Genomic DNA, 18729 nt, shown 5'->3' on the forward strand with positions numbered 1-18729 from the left:
ACCCGTTCCGTTCCCCGTTTCTACTTTCCAGGAGGAAGTCATGGCTGATCCCGCACGCGCTGCCAAGCTGGCACAGCGGATCAAGGTGGTCGTCGCCGAGGCCCTCGGGCGCCGGGTCAAGGATCCGCGCGTCGAGTCCATCACGGTCACCGACGCCCGCGTCACCAACGACCTTCAGCACGCCACCATCTACTACACCGTCTTTGGCGATGAAGTCGCGCACGCTGATGCCGCGCGTGCTTTGGAGAAGGCAAAGGGTGTGCTGCGCCAGGAAGTTGGCCGCAATATCACAGTGAGGCTCACTCCGACCCTCGAATTCGTGGCGGACCAGATCCCGGTCAACGCCTCGAACCTCGAGGAACTGCTGCGTGAAGCCAAGCGACGCGACGCCGAGGTAGCCGCATTGGCTGCCAGCGCCAAGCACGCCGGCGAAGCAGACCCGTACAAGGGCGACGCCCCGGAGGATATCGACGAGGACGACTTCGACGAAGAGAACACCGACCTCTCCGGCGAGAACGAGCTCGACGAAGACGCCAACCGCTAGTACCTCAAGTTTTTGTACATCTCATGCCCCTAAGACTGCGTTTTAGGGGCATGAGCTGTACTCAAACTCGTTAGGATCAGAGCATGTCGGCGCACAGTGCTCACCAGCGTGATGAATACCTGAACCGGGCCATACAGCTGGCCGTACAGAACGTTGCCGACGGCGGCGGACCGTTCGGCGCCGTCGTGGTCACCCCGGACGGGGAGGCCCATGAAGGAGTCAACCGTGTCACGAGGGACCACGATCCCACGGCCCATGCGGAAGTAGTGGCGATCCGCCGGGCCGCAGCAGCTATCGGGAAGTTCGATCTTTCAGGGTCGGTTCTCTACGCCAGCTGCGAGCCGTGTCCGCTCTGCCTGTCGGCTACGCTCTGGGCCAGGATAGGGCAGGTCTACTTCGCCGCTGACAGGCATGGAGCCGCGCGTGCCGGTTTTGACGATGCTGTGTTCTATGAGTATTTCAGCGGCTCACGGCCCGAACTTCTCCCCGTCGAACAAGCCGTCCTCCTCGCGTCCGAGCAACCCTTCGACGCCTGGCGGAACCACGTGCGGCGCACCTCTTACTAGGACGCGCCGGTACTAGGCCCGGGCTGGAAGGCGATTGACGCCGTCGAGCAGTGCTTCCTGGCCGCCGCAGAGCGCAATCCGTATCCATCCCTCGCCGATGGATCCAAACGCCGTCCCGGGGGCGAACGACACGCCGGAGTCCGCAAGGAATTTGCGCACCCAGGTTCGGACATCCCCGTCGCTGACGTGCGAAACGTCAGCCCATAAGTAGAAGGCGCCTTGCGCGCCAAGGAACGGAATGTTCTTCGACCCGAGCACGGCCGAGGCCGCGTCGCGGTTGCTTCGGTAGTGCTCGCGGGCGGTGGCAACGTAGTCCTGCGGGCCCGTCAAGGCAGCCAGGGCTGCGTACTGCGACGGCGACGCAACGCACGACACGATCGATTCCATGACGTTGTTCATCTTCTGCTCCAGACCCGGCGGGCAGACCAGCGCCCCGATCCGGAGCCCGGTCAAGCCGTACGTCTTCGAAAGCGTCAGGGACGTGAAGACCCGGGCTTCCCCGGGAACGGCGCTGTCGAAGCGGGCCGGACTGACATGCGGGACGTCGAAGGTGAAGGCTTCGTAGCATTCATCAGAGATGATCCAGAGATCGTGCTTGACTGCCAACGCCACCAGTTCGCGGGTTGTTTCCTCACTGATGACGGCGCCAAGCGGATTGGATGGCGAGTTCAGCATCAGCACCCTGGTCCGCGGGGTAACCAGCGCCTCGATGTCCTCGATGTGCGGCTGGAAGTCGTTGTGCGGATACAGGGGGTACTGAACCGGGACGGCATGCAGGAGGCGGCTTGTCATGGCAAAGGTGGGGTACCCGGGGTTGGGGATGAGGATTTCGTCGCCGGGGGAGAGGAGGAGGCTCATGGCGAAATGCAGTCCCTGCTGGGCGCCATCCACAACATAAACCCGTTCCGCGCCGATGTTCACGCCTTGCTGGGCTCCGAACCGGGCAGCGAAGGCTTCACGGAGGGCCGGGAAGCCGGCATTGGGTGTGTAGTTGGTCTCATCCCTGTCCAGGCACGCAATGCCGGCATCCAGGACGTGGCGCGGCAGGGCAAAGCCCGGCTCGCCAATGCTGAGGACGATCGCTCCGGGGGTGGCCCAGGCGGCTTCTGTGATTTCACGGATCTGGTTCACGGGGACGTCGCGGACGTGCGCGGCAAGCTCAGGCATGGGAGCCATCCTAGCCACCCATATACTGGTAAGCGTGCTTTCTGGACTGGTAATCGTTGACAAACCGCAGGGATGGACCAGCCATGATGTGGTTGGCCGGATGCGGCGGCTGGCCGGCACCCGGAAAGTGGGGCATGCCGGGACGCTAGATCCCATGGCCACGGGGGTACTGGTGCTTGGCATCAACAAAGCCACCCGGCTCCTGACCTACATCGTGGGCACGTCCAAAACCTACACAGCCACCATCAGGCTCGGTGAAACCACCATTACCGATGACGCCGAGGGTGACGTCACCGAGGCCCGCAGCGCTGCTGCCGTCACCGACGACGCCATTGCAGCCGGAGTAGCGGCCCTGACGGGCCCCATCCAGCAGGTGCCCAGCAGCGTCAGCGCCATCAAAGTGAACGGTGAGCGCTCTTACGCCCGGGTCCGCTCGGGGGAAGAGGTCAAACTCGCTGCCCGCCCGGTTACCATCCACCGCTTCGACATCCACGCGGTCACCAGGGTCGACGGCGGCAGGGTAGTCGACGTCGACGTCACCGTGGAATGTTCTTCCGGCACGTACATCAGGGCCTTGGCCCGCGACCTCGGCAACGCCCTGGGCGTCGGCGGACACCTCACGGCCCTGCGTCGTACCCAGGTGGGACCGTACTCGATCGAGCAGGCCAGGACGCTGGAGGAGCTGGCGGAAGAACTCGAGGTCCTCGACATGTCACTGGCCGCACGTGCCCTCATGCCCAACCGGGAACTGAGCGACGACGAAACCACGGAGATCTCATTCGGCCGCCGCATTGCTGCCGGCCCGGGTGCAGGCACCCCGGATGCTGCCACGGCCGAGAAGCCCGCCGCAGCGTTCGCGCCGTCGGGAGAGTTGGTCGCTTTGCTCGCCGATACCGGAACTTTCGCCAAGCCGGTCCTGGTCTTTGCCCCGGGAACAGGCGCGGGAACAGGCGCGGGAGCGGGGCAGGCGCAGTAGGCATGGACGGATACTTTTACGCACTCCTGATCGTCGGTTTGGTCTCCACCATCATGTGCCTGGTGGCCGGCTTGATGAAGAAAGCCCCGAACGATCCCACGATCTACTCCGTGCTGGCCGTCGAAGTGGTGCTGCTGGTGTACCTGGTGGGCTCGATCGTCCGCGTCGCCATGGGTGAACAGATTGCCGGGGAGCCGTGGGAGTTCTGGGGTTACCTCATCACCGCGCTGATCATCCCGCTGGGCGCCGTTTACTGGGCAATCCTTGAACGAACCCGCTGGAGCAATTTCGTCCTCGCAGCCGTAGGTGTGACGGTACTTGTCATGGGTGCCCGCATGAACCAGATCTGGTACTGACCTTGAAGGAAGAACACAAAGTGACTGGAACCGAGACCAACTCCACCGGCCAGCAGCCGAAGCAAAAAGACACCCGGAACACAGGTCCGGGGCGACTGCTGATCGCGGTGTACGCGGTGTTCGCCCTGTCTGCCACAGCCCGCGCCGGCTACCAGATCGCCACCAAGTTCGCAGAAGCTCCGTTGGCGCACATCCTTTCGGCGTTCGCCGCCGTCGTCTATATCGTGGCGACGGTTTCACTGGCCAAGCCAGGCCGCACCTGGTTCAAGGTGTCACTGGCGGCCGTGCTCACGGAACTCGTTGGCGTGCTGGTGGTTGGGGCGATCAGCCTCTTCGATCCTGTGGCTTTCCCGCATGACACCGTATGGTCACTGTTTGGCCGGGGATATGGCTTCGTGCCCCTGCTGCTGCCGATCCTTGGGCTCCTTTGGCTCAACAAGCGCCGTCCGTCCTGAGCCGCCGGCCCATGCGGGTAACCTTAGAATGTTCCGGCGCCGGGAGGTTGTCGGGCGGAACGAACATCTGCAGTAAAAGGCGAGGTTGATGGTCCACATCTGGAACGATCCCACCGAGGTCCCCAAGGACTTCGGACCTACCGTTGTCACCATCGGAAATTTTGACGGGGTACATCGGGGCCACCAGCATGTCCTCTCGCAACTGACGGACACCGCAAAGCGGTACAGCATTCCCTCCGTCGCCGTGACCTTCGATCCCCATCCTGCACAGGTACACCGGCCGGATGCAGCGCCTGAACTGATCATGGGCCTCCAGGACAAACTGGAAGCGCTGGGCGATACCGGTGTCGATGCCGTCCTGGTCATGAAGTACACCCTGGACCTTGCTGCGATGTCACCCATCGAATTTGTTCGTGATGTCCTGATCGACGGACTCCATGCGGCGCACGTTGTTGTCGGCCACGATCTGCGGTTCGGTGCCGGGAACGTCGGTGACGTCGTGACCATGCAGGAATTGGGCGAACAGCTGGGCTTCGGCGTGCAGGTGGTCAACGAATACGGCGCAGGCGGTTTTCCGCTGCATCACGACGGCGACGCGGACCGCCGCTGTTCCTCCACCTGGGTGCGGGAGGCCTTGTCCGAAGGCGATGTGGTCACTGCCGCCGCCGTGCTGGGCAGGCCCCACCGGATGCGCGGGGAAGTTGTCCACGGCGCTGCCCGCGGCCGCGATCTCGGATTCCCCACAGCAAATCTTTCCCCCGATTCAACCGGCTACATCCCCGCCGACGGCATCTACGCGGGGTGGCTGATCGACCAGTCGGGGACGCGTTGGCCTGCCGCCATTTCCGTCGGTTCCAACCCCACCTTTGATGGCGTCAGCCGTCAGGTCGAAGCGCACGTCATCGACCGCCCGGAGGAAAATGTGGAGGACTTCGACCTTTACGGCCAGACCGTGGCGGTCGAATTCACGCGGCGCTTGCGGGGGATGGTTGCCTACCGCGGACCCGAAGCCCTGGTGGAACAGATGTGCCTTGACGTTGCCCAGGCGCGCGAGTTGCTCGCCCCCAGCTAAGGGTGTTTCGACAACACTGCTGACCTGCCGGTAAACTGATGAGTGGATCCGGCCGCAGTCCGTGGCAGCTGGACCTGTTTTTGTGTGCGGCAACGCATGCAAGGCAACCCGTCAGCGAGGCGCTGCATCGGGAAGCACGGCACAACTCTAGGAGTTCACGTGGCACTTGAAGCCGCTGTAAAGCAGTCCATCATCAAGGAATACGCAACCTCTGAAGGCGACACCGGTTCGCCCGAGGTCCAGGTTGCAGTCCTGACCCAGCGGATCAAGGATCTGACTGAGCACATGAAGGAGCACAAGCACGACTTCCACACCCAGCGCGGTCTGCTGGCCATGGTTGGTCGTCGTAAGCGCATGCTTTCCTACCTGAAGAACACTGACATTGCCCGCTACCGTTCGCTCATCGAGCGTCTCGGCCTGCGCCGCTAGTCTGCCTTTAGGGGCGGCCCGCGCCTCTGCAGGACGGGCCGCCTTCTTCACCAACAACTAAAAACAGGAATCAACCGCATCGCGCATTCGCGGTCCTCGGTAGTGATTCCCGGGAGGGCCATCTGTGATGATGGCGCCCGTGGATCTCGATCGATGACCGGGTGTCGTACAGGCCAGGAAAAAAGAAGAGGCCTGGGTTGATGCGGTGGACTTCCGCTAACAGAAACGGAGGTGACTCTCTATGGAGGGTCCCGAAATCCAGTTCTCCGAAGCCATCATCGACAACGGCCGTTTTGGCAAGCGCGTCATTCGCTTTGAAACAGGCCGCCTTGCCAAGCAAGCAGCCGGCGCCTCGATGGTCTACATCGACGAAGACACCGCACTTCTCTCCGCAACCACCGCAGGCAAGCAGCCGCGTGAAGGTTTCGACTTCTTCCCGCTGACCGTGGATGTCGAAGAGCGTATGTACGCTGCCGGCCGCATCCCGGGTTCGTTCTTCCGCCGCGAAGGCCGCCCCTCCACGGAAGCCATCCTTGCTTGCCGCCTGATGGACCGCCCGCTTCGCCCGGCGTTCGTCAAGGGCCTGCGCAACGAGGTCCAGATCGTCGTCACCGTCCTGGCGATCAACCCCGATGAGCTGTACGACGTCGTCGCCATCAACGCGTCCTCGATGTCCACCCAGCTTTCCGGCCTCCCGTTCTCCGGCCCGATCGGCGGCGTCCGTGTTGCCCTCATCGCCGACGAGCAGGGTTCGCAGTGGGTTGCTTTCCCGAAGCACTCCCAGCTCGAAAACGCTGTCTTCAACATGGTTGTCGCCGGCCGTATTGCCGGTGACGACGTCGCCATCATGATGGTTGAAGCCGAAGCCACGGACAACTCCTGGAACCTCATCAAGGAACAGGGCGCAACCGCTCCCACCGAAGAGGTCGTTTCCGAGGGCCTCGAGGCTGCCAAGCCGTTCATCAAGGCACTCTGCGAAGCACAGGCCGACCTGGCAGCCCGCGCTGCCAAGCCCACGGTCGAGTTCCCGGTCTTCCTTGATTACCAGGACGACGTTTACGCCGCTGTTGAAGCCGCTGCCGCTGACAAGCTGGCTGCCGTCTTCCAGATCGCCGACAAGCAGGAGCGCGACAACGCTTCCGACGAGCTCAAGGACGAAGTCCTTGGCGCCCTTGCCGGTGACTTCGAAGGCCGTGAGAAGGAACTGTCCGCAGCATTCCGCTCGGTCACCAAGCACGTCGTGCGCCAGCGCATCCTCAAGGACCAGGTCCGTATCGATGGCCGTGGCCTGACGGACATCCGCCAGCTGACCGCCGAGGTCGAGGTTCTGCCCCGCGTTCACGGCTCTGCCATCTTCGAACGCGGCGAGACCCAGATCATGGGTGTCACCACGCTGAACATGCTCAAGATGGAACAGCAGATCGACTCGTTGTCGCCGGTAACGCGCAAGCGCTACATGCACAACTACAACTTCCCGCCGTACTCCACCGGCGAGACCGGCCGCGTTGGTTCCCCCAAGCGCCGCGAAATCGGCCACGGTGCCCTCGCCGAGCGCGCCCTGGTTCCGGTTCTGCCCAGCCGTGAAGAATTCCCGTACGCCATCCGCCAGGTATCCGAAGCACTCGGGTCCAACGGTTCAACCTCCATGGGTTCGGTCTGCGCTTCGACGCTTTCCATGCTCAACGCCGGTGTTCCGCTGAAGGCAGCCGTCGCCGGTATCGCCATGGGCCTGGTTTCCGACCAGGTCGACGGCCAGACCCGCTACGCAGCCCTGACCGACATCCTTGGAGCCGAAGACGCCTTCGGCGACATGGACTTCAAGGTCGCCGGTACGTCCGAGTTCGTCACGGCCATCCAGCTGGACACCAAGCTGGACGGCATCCCCGCCTCCGTGCTCGCAGCAGCACTGAAGCAGGCCCGCGAAGCCCGCCTCCACATCCTCGAGGTCATCAACGCCGCGATCGACACCCCGGACGAGCTCTCCGAGTTCGCACCGCGCGTCATTGCCGTGAAGATCCCCGTGGACAAGATCGGCGAGGTCATCGGCCCCAAGGGCAAGATGATCAACCAGATCCAGGAAGACACGGGCGCGGACATCTCCATCGAAGATGACGGCACGGTCTACATCGGCGCTACGAACGGTCCGTCTGCAGATGCAGCACGTTCGGCCATCAACGCCATCGCCAACCCGCAGGTACCGGAAATCGGTGAGCGCTACCTGGGTACGGTCGTCAAGACCACCACCTTCGGCGCCTTCGTTTCCCTTACCCCGGGCAAGGACGGCCTGCTGCACATCTCCGAGCTCCGCAAGCTGGCCAACGGCAAGCGTGTGGACAACGTCGATGACGTCGTTTCCGTGGGCCAGAAGGTCCAGGTCGAGATCACCAAGATCGACGACCGCGGAAAGCTCTCCCTCTCGCCGGTTGTTGCCGATGAAGAAGGCGCAAGCGCAGAGGAAGCTCCGGCCGAGGCCGCAGAAGCTTCCGCAGAGTAGTCTGTAAGCAGTACACCCGGCGGGGCCGGTGGGCTTGAAAAAGCGCCACCGGCCCTTCCGGCCTTAACCTGAAAGGCTTTAATGACTGTCGTACCCTTGCCGTTGGAGCAAACACTTCCTGGCGGCGAATTGATCCATGGTGCCGAGGGCGGTTCCGTTGTCCGGCGTTCTGTTCTTCCTGGGGGCGTCCGCGTCCTGACCGAGGCGATGCCGGGCCAGCGATCGGCCACTATTGGATTCTGGGTGGCAGTCGGTTCCCGTGATGAGGCAGAAGGCCAGCACGGATCAACACACTTCCTTGAGCACCTGCTTTTCAAGGGCACCAAACGCCGCACTGCCTTGGAAATTGCCTCAGCGTTTGATGAAGTAGGCGGCGAGTCCAATGCTGCAACGGCAAAGGAAAGCACCTGCTACTTTGCCCGGGTACTGGACACCGATCTGCCCATGGCCATTGATGTCATCGCGGACATGATCACCGGAGCGGTCCTGGACCCTGCGGAGCTGGAACAGGAACGCGACGTTATCCTCGAGGAAATCGCCATGGACAGCGATGACCCGACGGATGTGGCGCATGAGAAGTTTGTGGCCGCTGTCCTGGGTGACCACCCGTTGGCGCGCCCCATCGGCGGAACGCCCGAAGCCATCAAAGCCGTGGCCCGCGATTCCGTGTGGGAACACTACCAGCGCTACTACCGGCCCGAAGAACTGGTCATCACCGCTGCAGGGGGACTGGACCACGACGTCGTCTGCGGGCTGGTCCTCGACGCCCTCACCGCCGCCGGGTGGAAGCTTGATTCCGACTCTGCTCCGGTGAACCGGCGGGGGACCGGCAGGGCAGTCATCACAGGGACGTCAGGGCTGCACGTGGTCAAGCGCCCCGTGGAACAGGCAAACATCATCATGGGCTGCCCCACGATCGTCGCCACCGATGACCGGCGCTTTGTCATGAGTGTTCTCAACGCCGTCCTCGGCGGAGGCATGTCCTCACGATTGTTCCAGGAGATCCGCGAAAAGCGCGGCTTGGTCTACTCGACGTACTCGTTCACTGCCGCCTACGCCGACGCCGGGTACTTCGGGATGTATGCCGGTTGCACGCCCTCCAAGGTCCGCCAGGTGGTGGAACTGCTGGGTGTGGAGCTGGACAAGCTGGCTGAGGATGGCATCACGGAGGACGAACTTCGGAAGGCTGTGGGCCAGCTCAGCGGCGGGATTGTTCTGGCGCTTGAGGATACAGGCTCCAGGATGTCCCGGTTGGGCCGGGCAGAGCTGGTGTCCGGCGAATTCCAGGACATCGACGAGACATTGGCCCGCATTCAGGCAGTCACCGTGGAAGAGGTCCGCGACCTTGCCCGCGAACTGGCCGGGGCTCCCCGCACCATCACCGTGGTTGGCCCCTTCGAGGAATCGGAAACCTTCGGTCTCTGACGCGGACCCTATCCGGGTCCGAAGTCTCTGGACGCAGCCGGCATCGGCAGGGCAGCATGATCACACAAGGTGATGCTGCCCCCGTGGACTTTGGAGACGAGATGGACCTGCCCGCAACCGCTCATGCCGCGGATATTCTGCGGGATTTCATCGGTCATTGGCGGGGCATTACGGAGATTGCCTCTTCACCCTGGGGGACTGCACGGACGGCTGAGGCCGAAGTGGTGTTCACCAAGGCCGCCGGCGGCCACGCAGTGGTCCAGAGCTACAGGCACCGTGAGCCCGACGGCACCCATTTCGAAGGGCATGGCATGTTCACGGTCGACCGCGACCACGGAGACACCCTGTGGTACTACGTGGACAGCATGGGCAAGGGCCCGGCCGCTCCCGTGAGGGGAACCTGGAGCGGGGGAGTCCTGACCCTGGACAGGCGCACGGCCGACGGCGTGGCCAGGCACACCTTCCGCGTTGAAGACGGCGTCCTGGTGCACACCGCTGACTTGCGGCTGGAAGGACACAGCGGTTTCAGCCCACTGTTGAAGAGCGTGTTCCGGAAGAGCCCTGAACCGGGAGCTTAGCCTCCGGCGAAAGGCGGAAGCACGTCAATGACGTCTTCCGTGCCCAGCGGCACGGAGTGGTCACGGACGGCCACTTCGTTGCGGAGGAAACTGCTGCGTGCCACTATCCTCGCCAGCGTCGGCGTACCTTCCGGAGGCGCCGGACGTTCGACGGCGAGGGCGGCTTCCAGGAGCCCCTCCAGACTCGTGCCTTCCGGGAGGGCGTGGAGTTCTTCTTCGACGCCGGCTGCCGCACGCGCGGCAGCGAAGTAACGGACCAACAAGTTTTCAGCCTCCGATTGCGCTCATGCTGCGGTCCGGCTGGACGAAGTCCGCTGCGCCGAGACCGGTGTGGTCCATGCCATGGGCCTTGGGCTTGATCCACATGGCGTCCTGCCAACGGCCGGCGAGCTCGGTATCCGTAGCCCCGCTGCGAAGCAGCCCCAGGAGGTCGAACTCTTCACGGGAGAACAGGCAGCTCATGATCTTGCCCTCTGCGGTGATGCGCGTGCGGCGGCAGTCCGAGCAGAACGGCTCGGTGACGGAGGCGATGATGCCAACGGTGCCCAGCACGGGACCGGAGGCATCCCCCGAAGCCGTGTCCCGGCGTCGTACTTCAAACCGCTCTGCTGGTGCGCCGTCCCTTTCACGGGGATCGCTGGACAGCACGAAGTCCCGGGACAGGAGCTCCCGGATCTCCGCGGCCGTGATCATGTTGCGTCGGGTCCAGCCGTGGTCGGCGTCGAGTGGCATCTGCTCGATGAAGCGGAGTTCGTAGCCGCGGCCCAATGCCCAGGCAAGGAGGTCCGGGGACTCGGCGTCGTTGATGCCACGCATGAGCACGGCGTTGAGCTTGACCGGACCCAGGCCGGCCGCCCACGCAGCGTCCACGCCGGCCAGGACCCTGTCCAGGAACGGACGACGGGTGAGTTTGGTGAATGTCTCCTCATGCAGGGAATCGAGGGAGACGTTGATCCGGTTCAGGCCGGCAGCCTTCAGGGCAGCAGCTTTCTTGTCCAACCCCACACCGTTGGTGGTCATGGAAATGGGAAGATCCGGATGTTCGCTGCGGATGCCGGAAATAATGTCTGTGAGGTCGGCGCGGACCAGGGGTTCGCCGCCGGTGAGGCGAAGTTCCCGCACGCCCAGGGCGGTGACGCCGATGCGGACTATCCTGACGATCTCATCCCGGGTCATGACAGCTTGCTTGGAAAGCCAGTCGAGGCCCTCGGCAGGCATGCAGTACGTGCACCGCAGATTGCATTTGTCGGTCAGGGAAAGACGCATGTCAGTGGCCCGACGACCGTACTGATCCCACAAACCGGCAGGCGTTCCGGCAGGGCGGGGCGGCGGTGTTTGCCCACCGCTTTCCGTGCTGCCTGCGGCACTGCTGGAAGGGGGCATCGGCATGCCCAACTGAACACTCATAAATTCAGGCTACGCCACCGCACCCTGATCAGTGATACCCGTTACAGCCTTCAGTTCTTACGGAATCCGTACGGTTCGCCCGGGAAGGGCGGAATCGGGTGCCGGGCACCCGCAGCAAACTTATGCTGAGAGCGTGACCACAAATACGGCATCGTCAGCGGAGCTCGGAAACCGGCGCATCCTCCTGGTCGAAGACGAAGAGACCATTGCCGCTGTCGTCCGCGACTACCTGGTGAGGGCGGGCTTCCAAGTGGACACTGCGGGCGATGGCTTCACGGCCTTGGAAGTGGCCACGGCCCGCACACCGGACCTGGTCATCCTGGACCGTATGCTGCCGGGACTGGACGGGGTTGAAGTATGCCGGCGGTTACGCCAAACCATGAGCGTGCCGGTCATCATGGTCACGGCCTTGGGAACCGAAGACGACCGGATCCTGGGATTGGAGATGGGAGCTGACGATTACGTCACCAAGCCGTTTTCTCCCCGGGAACTGGTACTGCGCGTCAAGTCGTTACTGCGGCGCAGCATCAAGGACCATACGCCGGAACCAGCGGTCCAATCGGCAGGCCTGGAGCTTGACCCTGCGTCCCGGACTGTCACCATGCTTGGTTCACCGCTGGCTTTGACGGCCCGTGAATTCGACCTCCTGGCCTTCCTGATGCGCAGGCCCAACCAGGTGTTCAGCCGTGAAGAACTCATCAAAGCCGTGTGGGGATGGGACTTCGGAGACCTTTCCACGGTGACGGTCCACGTCCGGCGGCTGCGCGAGAAGATCGAAGCAAATCCCACCAAGCCGGAACTCCTCAAGACCGTGTGGGGCATCGGCTACCGCTTTGACGTTCCCACGGAGGGAAAGGCGGAAGCCGTCCATGGAGGGTAGCGAGCTCTGGACCATCCTTGCGTGGGTGCTCTTCTGGGCAGTCCTGATCGGCTCGGCAACGCTGCTCCTGTTGAGGTTGCTTCGGCGGGCCTCGGTACTGGTCCGGATCTGCTTGGTGGTGGTAGCCACCGTGGCTGTGCTGGTGGCCGGGATGGTCAGCGCCTTCAACGCAATGTTCATCTCCGCCAGGGACCTCGAAGTGATGTGGTACATCCTGGCGATGGCATCGGCCGTGGCTATAGCGCTGTCTTTGGTGCTCGGCGCGGGGGTGTCCAGGAATGCTGCCCGGCTGGTGGAGGCCGCCCGCAGGATAGGCCGTGGCGAAACGCTGGAGACCTCCGGGCCTGAGGGCAGGAGGGCGGCCCCTGCCATGACATCGGAGCTCGCTGCGCTTGAACAGGAACTGGAAGCCAGCAGCCGGAGCCTCGCCGAATCCCGGGAACGGGAAGCCGCCATCGAGACGGCACGGCGCGAACTGGTGTCCTGGATTTCCCATGATCTTCGAACGCCCCTTGCCAGCATGCGTGCCATGACGGAAGCCCTCGAAGACGGCATGGCCTCGGATGTGCAGGGCTATTACCGGAAGATCATCGGGCAGACCGAGCAGATGACTGCCATGGTCAACGACCTCCTGGAGCTTTCCAAGATCCAGGCCGGGACGTTGCATCTGCGCGCTGAAGCGCTGGACCTGTACGACCTCGTCAGCGATGCCCTCTCGGACCTGGCTCCGTTGGCAGCGAAACGGGGCATCAGGCTCGACGGCGGTGGTGACCGTGAGTGCATGGCCGTGGCGGACGGACCCAGCCTGGCCAGGGCCGTGAGGAACATCCTCCTCAATGCGATCATTTACAGCCGGCCGGAGACCGACGTCCATGTCAGTGTCGGGCGGGACAACGGAAACGCTGTCATTGCCGTCCAGGACCACTGCGGTGGCATCCCGGAGGAGGACCTTCCGCACCTGTTCGAAACGGGCTGGCAGAAAGACCCCGCCCGGGGCACCCAGGGGTCCCTGCAGGGAAGTTACAGCGGTGCCGGCATCGGGCTCAGCATGGTGGCGGGCATCGTCAAGGCGCACGGGGGATCAGTGACGGTCCGCAACGTCGACGGCGGCTGCCGCTTCGCCCTGAAACTTCCGGCCGGTTCGCTTCCGGAGCCATCGCCCGCTCCGGCTTCGCCAAAGCCCGGGCCGCTGGAAACCACTGAAACAAACGAGGGCCCTGGAGGCACATCATGAGCGCGCCGGCAGTCAAGCAAACGAAAACCGGACGTCCCGCCGGCGGAGCCCGGTTGTGGGCACCTGCCGCCGGACTCGCTGCCGGAGCCGCCGGGATTGCCGCGGGAGAGCTGACGGCAGGATTCCTCAGCCCGCTGGTTTCTCCGGTGACGGCCCTCGGCGGCGCAGTGATAGACGCCGTCCCGCCCGGGGTGAAGGATCTGGCCGTGCAACTTTTCGGAACGGCCGACAAAGTCGTCCTGGTTGCCTCCATCGTGGTGGTCGCAGGATTCCTGGCCGCGCTCGCCGGCATCCTGGAACGCCGGCGGCCCGGACTGGGCCTGGCACTTGCCGGCCTGGCGGGCGTGGCGGGACTTACCGCTGTCGTCACCCGTGCCCAAGCCGGCCCGCAGGCAGCGCTGGCACCGATCGTGGCCGCAGTTGTCACCATGCTGCTCCTGCGGATGCTCGTTCGGAGGCTGGATGCCTGGATTCCGCGCGGGAGCGCCGCGGACGGGGACGGTGCCGGGCGGGCGCCCCTTGCCAGGAGGAGCTTCCTCAACGCCCTGTCCGGAACTGCCCTGGCAGCGGCGGTCGGAGGGACCGTCACCGCCATCCTCACCCGGGCCACCGCTGTGGCTGCCGGGTTCAGAAGCTCACTGGCACTGCCGGCGCCCGCAACGCCGCCGCAAACCATTCCCGCTGGCGCGTCCTTGAGCGTGCCGGGCATCAGCCCGCTGGTGACGCCGAACGCGGACTTCTACAGGATCGACACGGCCCTGACTGTCCCGGCCATCGATCCTCCGTCGTGGAAGCTGAAAGTCACCGGAATGGTCGAACGCGACATCGAACTGGACTTTGCCGACCTCTTGGCCAAACCCATGACTGAACGCCACATCACCATCGCCTGCGTTTCCAACAACGTTGGTGGCGACCTCATCGGCAACGCGCTGTGGCTGGGGTGGCCGGTGCGCGAACTGCTGGCCATGGCCGGCCCGAAAGCCGGGGCGGACATGGTGCTGTCCACCAGCAACGACGGCTGGACCGCCAGCACGCCTCTGGAGGCGCTCACCGACGACCGTGACGCCTTGCTGGCCGTGGGAATGAACGGGGAACCGTTGCCTTTGGAACACGGGTTCCCGGTCCGGATGATTGTGCCTGGACTTTACGGGTTCGTCTCAGCCACAAAATGGTTGACCGAACTCAAAGTCACCCGTTTCGCGGACGATACCGCGTACTGGACACCCCGGGGGTGGAGCGACCACGGACCCATCAAAACGCAATCGCGCATTGACGTCCCACGCAGCGGACGGACGGTCCAGCCTGGAAAGGTCCAATTCGGCGGCGTTGCCTGGGCCCAACATCGTGGCATTGAACGCGTCGAACTGCGGGTCAACCGCGGCGCCTGGCAGAGCGCACAACTCGCCGGCGCCATCTCCACCGACACCTGGTACCAGTGGCAGATCGGCATTGACCTCCAACCTGGCGACTACGAAGTCCAGGTCCGGGCCACTGACACAAGCGGCCAACCGCAAACCGAAGACAAAGCCCCAGTGGCCCCCGACGGCGCCACGGGTTATCACACCATCACCGTGAAAGTGGCCTGAGGATCTACGCTGGGAACGTCCGGATCGTAGCCGGAAGCCAATGTGCCCCCAGGAGGATATCCGTGCCCAGATCCGTTGCAGCCCACCGCCAGGCAATCGCGGAATTGCTGACAACAGCCGCCGCAAGGAAAGGCACGCACCGGCTTCCGTTGATGGACGCACTCGGAAGGGTGCTCGCCGTCGACCTCCACGCACCTTTGTCCCTCCCGCCCTTCGCCAACTCCCAAATGGACGGCTTTGCCGTCCGTTCAGCAGACATCCCCGACGGCGGTGCGAAGCTCCCCGTAGCGGCGCCCGTTCCGGCGGGTGCCGCGCCGGAAGCCCTGAAGCCGGGCCATGCCGCTCCGATCATGACCGGAGCCATGATGCCGGAGGGAGCGGACGCCGTCGTACCTATTGAGAAGGCGACGCCCGGCACTTTTCCGGCGCCCACGGACGTCGACGCGGAGGTGGAGCTGCCAACGGTCGAGCCCGGGACATACGTGCGTGATAGCGGCAGCGACATCGGCAAGGGAGCCTTGGCGCTTGCCGCCGGCACGCTGCTGGGCCCAAGCCAGCTGGGGCTGCTGGCAGCGCTCGGCCTTGTCGAAGTGGAGATCCGGCAGCCCTGGCGTGTCCTCCTGATCACGACGGGCGATGAGGTCCTGGAACCGGGAACCGAACTGACAGCCGGGAAGATCTACGACTCCAATGGAACACTCCTGGAAGCCTCCATGCGGCAAGCCGGCCTCGACGTAGTCCGCACCGGTATCTCGGACGACCAGCCCGAGGGCCTGCTCGCAGTCCTTAGGCAGCACCTCGCGGACCCGGACAAACCGGTGGACATGATCGTTTCCACGGGGGGAGTGAGCAAGGGGGCTTACGAAGTCGTACGCCTGGCCATGACCGGGCAGTCGGTGGAATTCCTCCACGTCGCCATGCAACCTGGCGGACCACAGGGACTGGGCACTTTCGAAGGAACCCCTTTCATCGGCTTCCCGGGCAATCCCGTCAGTTGCCTGGTCTCCTTCGAAATGTTCCTCCGCCCCGCCCTTTCGCAGGTTGCCGGCGCCCCCTCGCCCAGGCCCGTGCTGAGGGCACGCCTGGCCGGAGGCCTTACCTCCCCGCAGGGCAAGCATCAGGTGCGCCGTGGAACCGTCGTGGATGGCGTTGTCCGCATGGAAGGTGGTGCCGGCTCCCATCTGGTCCATGCCCTGGCGCGTGCCAACGCCATGGTGCAGATCCCCGAGGACGTCACGGAACTCGCCGAAGGAGACGAAGTGGAAGTATGGATGTTGTGAACCACACTCCCGAATCCCCGGCAGGCCCCACAGGCCTGACCCACCTGAGGCAGGACGGCACCGCCCAGATGGTGGATGTCTCCGAAAAAGCCGTCACCACCCGCGAAGCCACCGCTACGGCCACGGTCCGCTCCACCTCCGAAGTCCTGGCCCTGCTGGGTGCCGGCGAACTGCCCAAGGGCGATGCGCTCGCAGTTGCACGCGTTGCCGGCATCATGGCTGCAAAGAAAACACCTGAACTGATCCCGCTGTGCCATCCTTTGCCCATTTCCAAGGTCACGGTGGACTTTGAGCTGGGTACGGATTCCGTGGGGATCCTTGCCACGGTCAAGACCCGGGGCGTGACCGGCGTCGAAATGGAAGCGTTGACTGCGGCCTCCGTTGCTGCCCTGAGTGTCTACGACATGATCAAGGCCGTGGACAAACATGCCGTCCTGGACGACATCCGGGTGCTGTCCAAGAGCGGTGGCAAGAGCGGAAGCTGGGACGTCTCCGGGGACTCCAGGCCGGAGGCAAGGGCATGAGCGCATGCGAGCCGAACGCACACGGCCCCCGGAAGGCCGGCGTCGTGATTGCCTCCACCCGGGCCGCCGCCGGGATCTACGCCGATGAGACAGGTCCTATCATTCTCGACTGGCTCAAAGAGCACGGCTTCGACACCTTCCCCACCATGGTGGTCCCGGACGGTGAAGCCGTGGGTGCCGCCCTGAGGGCATTGCTGACCCAGGAACCGGCCGTCATCATCACCAGCGGGGGTACGGGCCTCAGCCCGGACGACCACACACCGGAAATGACGCTTCCACTGCTGGACCGGGAGATACCCGGCATCATGGAGGGCCTCCGCCGCGCAGGCGCCGCCAAGACCCCCATGGCGATGCTGAGCCGTGGCCACGCGGGCGTTGCGGGAAAGACATTCATCATCAACCTGCCGGGATCTCCCAAGGGAGTCATGGACGGACTGGCCGTCCTTGACCCTGTGATCGGGCATCTCTGCGAGCAATTGGAAGGAAGCCATGGGCACTGAAACAGACTTCGAAGTTGTCAGCGCTGTCCTCAGTTCCGAGCCGATCTCGGTGGACCAGGCCATCAGTGCAGTGGAATCGGACACTGCCGGCGCGGTCGTCAGCTTCAGCGGCGTTGTGCGCAACCACGACGGCGGCAAGGCAGTGGACCGGTTGAGCTACAGCGCCCATCCCACAGCGCATCAGGTCATGTCCGAGGTCGTGGCCCGGCTCGTCGCAGAGCACTCGGGCGAGGCTGACCAGCCGGTCCGTATCTGGGCTGCCCACAGGATAGGCACGCTGGAGATCGGTGATCCCGCGCTGGTATGTGCGGTTGCAGCTGCCCACCGTGGACAGGCGTTCGCTGTTTGCTCGGAACTCGTGGACCGGGTCAAGGAGCAGGTCCCCATCTGGAAGGAACAGTTCTTCTCCGACGGCACCGTTGAATGGGTGGGTGCGGGGGAGTAGGAAGCTGTCACGGTTCCTTCCCGGGTCCTGCCCGGCGGTAGGGTTAAAGGCATGACCGAACAACTTGCTGTTGCTGTGCTGGGCGCCAATGGGCGCATGGGAATCGAAGCCGTCAAGGCCATTGAAGCAGCAGGGGACATGACGCTCGTGGCAGCGCTCGGCCGTGGTGATTCGCTGGAGAAACTGCTCGACGCCGGTGCACAGTACGTTGTTGACCTCACCGTTCCGGATATCACCGAAACCAACGTCCGGTTCGCAGTTGAGCACGGAATCCACGCTGTTGTGGGTACCACCGGTTGGAATGCGGACAGACTGGAATCCCTGCGGGCGCTGCTGGAGCAGAAGCCGGACACAGGTGTCCTGATTGCCCCGAATTTTGCCCTGGGCTCAGTGCTGGCGTCCGCTTTCGCGGCCAAGGCTTCCCAGTACTTTGAATCCGTGGAAGTCATCGAACTGCACCACCCCGACAAGGTGGATGCCCCCTCGGGTACAGCGGTACGCACAGCCCAGCTCATCGCCGAAGCCCGGCAGGAGGCAGGAGTGCCGGCGAGCCCGGACGCCACTGAAACCTCGCTGGACGGTGCCCGGGGCTGTGACGTGGACGGAATCCGTGTGCACAGTGTCCGGCTCCGCGGCCTGGTGGCCCACCAGGAAGTACTCTTCGGCGGACCCGGCGAACAGTTGACGCTGCGCCATGACTCCTTCGACCGGGCGTCCTTCATGCCCGGAGTCTTGCTGGGGCTGCGGAAAGTGGCAGCCAATCCCGGCCTGACGGTCGGCTTGGACGGCTACTTGGACCTGGGGCTCTAGG

The 18729-nt window shown here is 64.1% G+C and carries 21 protein-coding genes; 18 read left to right on the plus strand and 3 right to left on the minus strand.

Going from position 1 to position 18729, the window contains the following annotated elements:
• Positions 1-40 precede the first annotated feature (40 nt).
• Positions 41-544: a 30S ribosome-binding factor RbfA gene (rbfA, locus tag HMI60_RS11570; RefSeq protein ID WP_193589692.1), complete on the plus strand. Its 504-nt coding sequence runs from the start codon at positions 41-43 to the stop codon at positions 542-544.
• 83 nt (positions 545-627) lie between these two features.
• Entirely contained in the window at positions 628-1110 is a 483-nt protein-coding gene (locus HMI60_RS11575; RefSeq protein WP_193589693.1) for a nucleoside deaminase, read from the plus strand.
• A gap of 12 nt (positions 1111-1122) precedes the next feature.
• Here HMI60_RS11575 and HMI60_RS11580 read toward each other — a convergent pair whose 3' ends face one another.
• Complete coding sequence (locus tag HMI60_RS11580) at positions 1123-2277, minus strand: pyridoxal phosphate-dependent aminotransferase (RefSeq protein WP_193589694.1); 1155 nt, start codon at positions 2275-2277, stop codon at positions 1123-1125.
• A 34-nt stretch (positions 2278-2311) separates the two neighbouring features.
• On the opposite strand from HMI60_RS11580, the gene truB reads away from it, so the two are divergent.
• From truB to HMI60_RS11620, 8 genes are all read left to right on the plus strand, one after another.
• Positions 2312-3253, plus strand: coding sequence for a tRNA pseudouridine(55) synthase TruB (gene truB / locus HMI60_RS11585; RefSeq protein ID WP_020608543.1), 942 nt, complete (start codon positions 2312-2314; stop codon positions 3251-3253).
• Between the two features lie 2 nt (positions 3254-3255).
• A complete protein-coding gene (locus HMI60_RS11590; RefSeq protein WP_018779047.1) occupies positions 3256-3609 on the plus strand; it encodes a hypothetical protein in 354 nt (117 codons plus the stop codon).
• Positions 3610-3629: 20 nt separating this feature from the next.
• Positions 3630-4064: a hypothetical protein gene (locus tag HMI60_RS11595; protein WP_018779048.1), complete on the plus strand. Its 435-nt coding sequence runs from the start codon at positions 3630-3632 to the stop codon at positions 4062-4064.
• Positions 4065-4152: 88 nt separating this feature from the next.
• On the plus strand, positions 4153-5136 hold the full coding sequence (locus HMI60_RS11600) for a bifunctional riboflavin kinase/FAD synthetase (RefSeq protein WP_018779049.1): 984 nt from the start codon (positions 4153-4155) through the stop codon (positions 5134-5136).
• Positions 5137-5295: 159 nt separating this feature from the next.
• Positions 5296-5565, plus strand: a complete 270-nt coding sequence (rpsO, locus tag HMI60_RS11605) for a 30S ribosomal protein S15 (protein ID WP_039240590.1) — start codon at positions 5296-5298, stop codon at positions 5563-5565.
• A gap of 241 nt (positions 5566-5806) precedes the next feature.
• Positions 5807-8059, plus strand: coding sequence for a polyribonucleotide nucleotidyltransferase (locus HMI60_RS11610; RefSeq protein WP_018779051.1), 2253 nt, complete (start codon positions 5807-5809; stop codon positions 8057-8059).
• An 81-nt stretch (positions 8060-8140) separates the two neighbouring features.
• Positions 8141-9484, plus strand: a complete 1344-nt coding sequence (locus HMI60_RS11615; protein ID WP_018779052.1) for a pitrilysin family protein — start codon at positions 8141-8143, stop codon at positions 9482-9484.
• Between the two features lie 101 nt (positions 9485-9585).
• Positions 9586-10062, plus strand: coding sequence for a DUF1579 family protein (locus tag HMI60_RS11620; protein ID WP_039240591.1), 477 nt, complete (start codon positions 9586-9588; stop codon positions 10060-10062).
• Here HMI60_RS11620 and HMI60_RS11625 read toward each other — a convergent pair.
• Together HMI60_RS11625 and moaA are read right to left on the minus strand one after the other, a co-directional pair.
• Positions 10059-10325, minus strand: a complete 267-nt coding sequence (locus HMI60_RS11625) for a MoaD/ThiS family protein (protein WP_018779054.1) — start codon at positions 10323-10325, stop codon at positions 10059-10061. The two genes, HMI60_RS11620 and HMI60_RS11625, sit on opposite strands and share 4 nt — an antisense overlap.
• A gap of 4 nt (positions 10326-10329) precedes the next feature.
• Positions 10330-11469, minus strand: coding sequence for a GTP 3',8-cyclase MoaA (gene moaA, locus HMI60_RS11630; RefSeq protein ID WP_370584000.1), 1140 nt, complete (start codon positions 11467-11469; stop codon positions 10330-10332).
• A 133-nt stretch (positions 11470-11602) separates the two neighbouring features.
• Between moaA and HMI60_RS11635 the strand changes: the two genes are divergently transcribed.
• Genes HMI60_RS11635 through dapB form a run of 8 tightly spaced genes read left to right on the plus strand, consistent with a single transcriptional unit; the run spans position 11603 to position 18728 of the window.
• Positions 11603-12349: a response regulator transcription factor gene (locus tag HMI60_RS11635; protein WP_193589695.1), complete on the plus strand. Its 747-nt coding sequence runs from the start codon at positions 11603-11605 to the stop codon at positions 12347-12349.
• The gene (locus HMI60_RS11640) at positions 12339-13583 is read left to right on the plus strand and encodes a sensor histidine kinase KdpD (RefSeq protein WP_039240595.1); all 1245 of its coding nucleotides are present in this window, start codon (positions 12339-12341) and stop codon (positions 13581-13583) included. The genes HMI60_RS11635 and HMI60_RS11640 overlap by 11 nt, the downstream gene beginning before the upstream one ends.
• Complete coding sequence (locus tag HMI60_RS11645) at positions 13580-15169, plus strand: molybdopterin-dependent oxidoreductase (protein WP_193589696.1); 1590 nt, start codon at positions 13580-13582, stop codon at positions 15167-15169. The genes HMI60_RS11640 and HMI60_RS11645 overlap by 4 nt, the downstream gene beginning before the upstream one ends.
• Positions 15170-15225: 56 nt before the next feature.
• Positions 15226-16449: a gephyrin-like molybdotransferase Glp gene (glp, locus tag HMI60_RS11650; RefSeq protein ID WP_193591169.1), complete on the plus strand. Its 1224-nt coding sequence runs from the start codon at positions 15226-15228 to the stop codon at positions 16447-16449.
• Complete coding sequence (moaC, locus tag HMI60_RS11655; RefSeq protein WP_018779060.1) at positions 16437-16973, plus strand: cyclic pyranopterin monophosphate synthase MoaC; 537 nt, start codon at positions 16437-16439, stop codon at positions 16971-16973. Before glp ends, moaC begins: the two co-directional genes overlap by 13 nt.
• A complete protein-coding gene (locus HMI60_RS11660; protein WP_018779061.1) occupies positions 16970-17473 on the plus strand; it encodes a MogA/MoaB family molybdenum cofactor biosynthesis protein in 504 nt (167 codons plus the stop codon). Before moaC ends, HMI60_RS11660 begins: the two co-directional genes overlap by 4 nt.
• Positions 17463-17918: a molybdenum cofactor biosynthesis protein MoaE gene (locus HMI60_RS11665; protein ID WP_018779062.1), complete on the plus strand. Its 456-nt coding sequence runs from the start codon at positions 17463-17465 to the stop codon at positions 17916-17918. The genes HMI60_RS11660 and HMI60_RS11665 overlap by 11 nt, the downstream gene beginning before the upstream one ends.
• Before the next feature lie 51 nt (positions 17919-17969).
• A complete protein-coding gene (gene dapB, locus HMI60_RS11670; protein WP_018779063.1) occupies positions 17970-18728 on the plus strand; it encodes a 4-hydroxy-tetrahydrodipicolinate reductase in 759 nt (252 codons plus the stop codon).
• Position 18729: the final 1 nt, after the last annotated feature.

The sequence above is a fragment of the Paenarthrobacter sp. YJN-D genome (assembly GCF_015040335.1).
Taxonomy (GTDB): domain Bacteria; phylum Actinomycetota; class Actinomycetes; order Actinomycetales; family Micrococcaceae; genus Arthrobacter; species Arthrobacter nicotinovorans.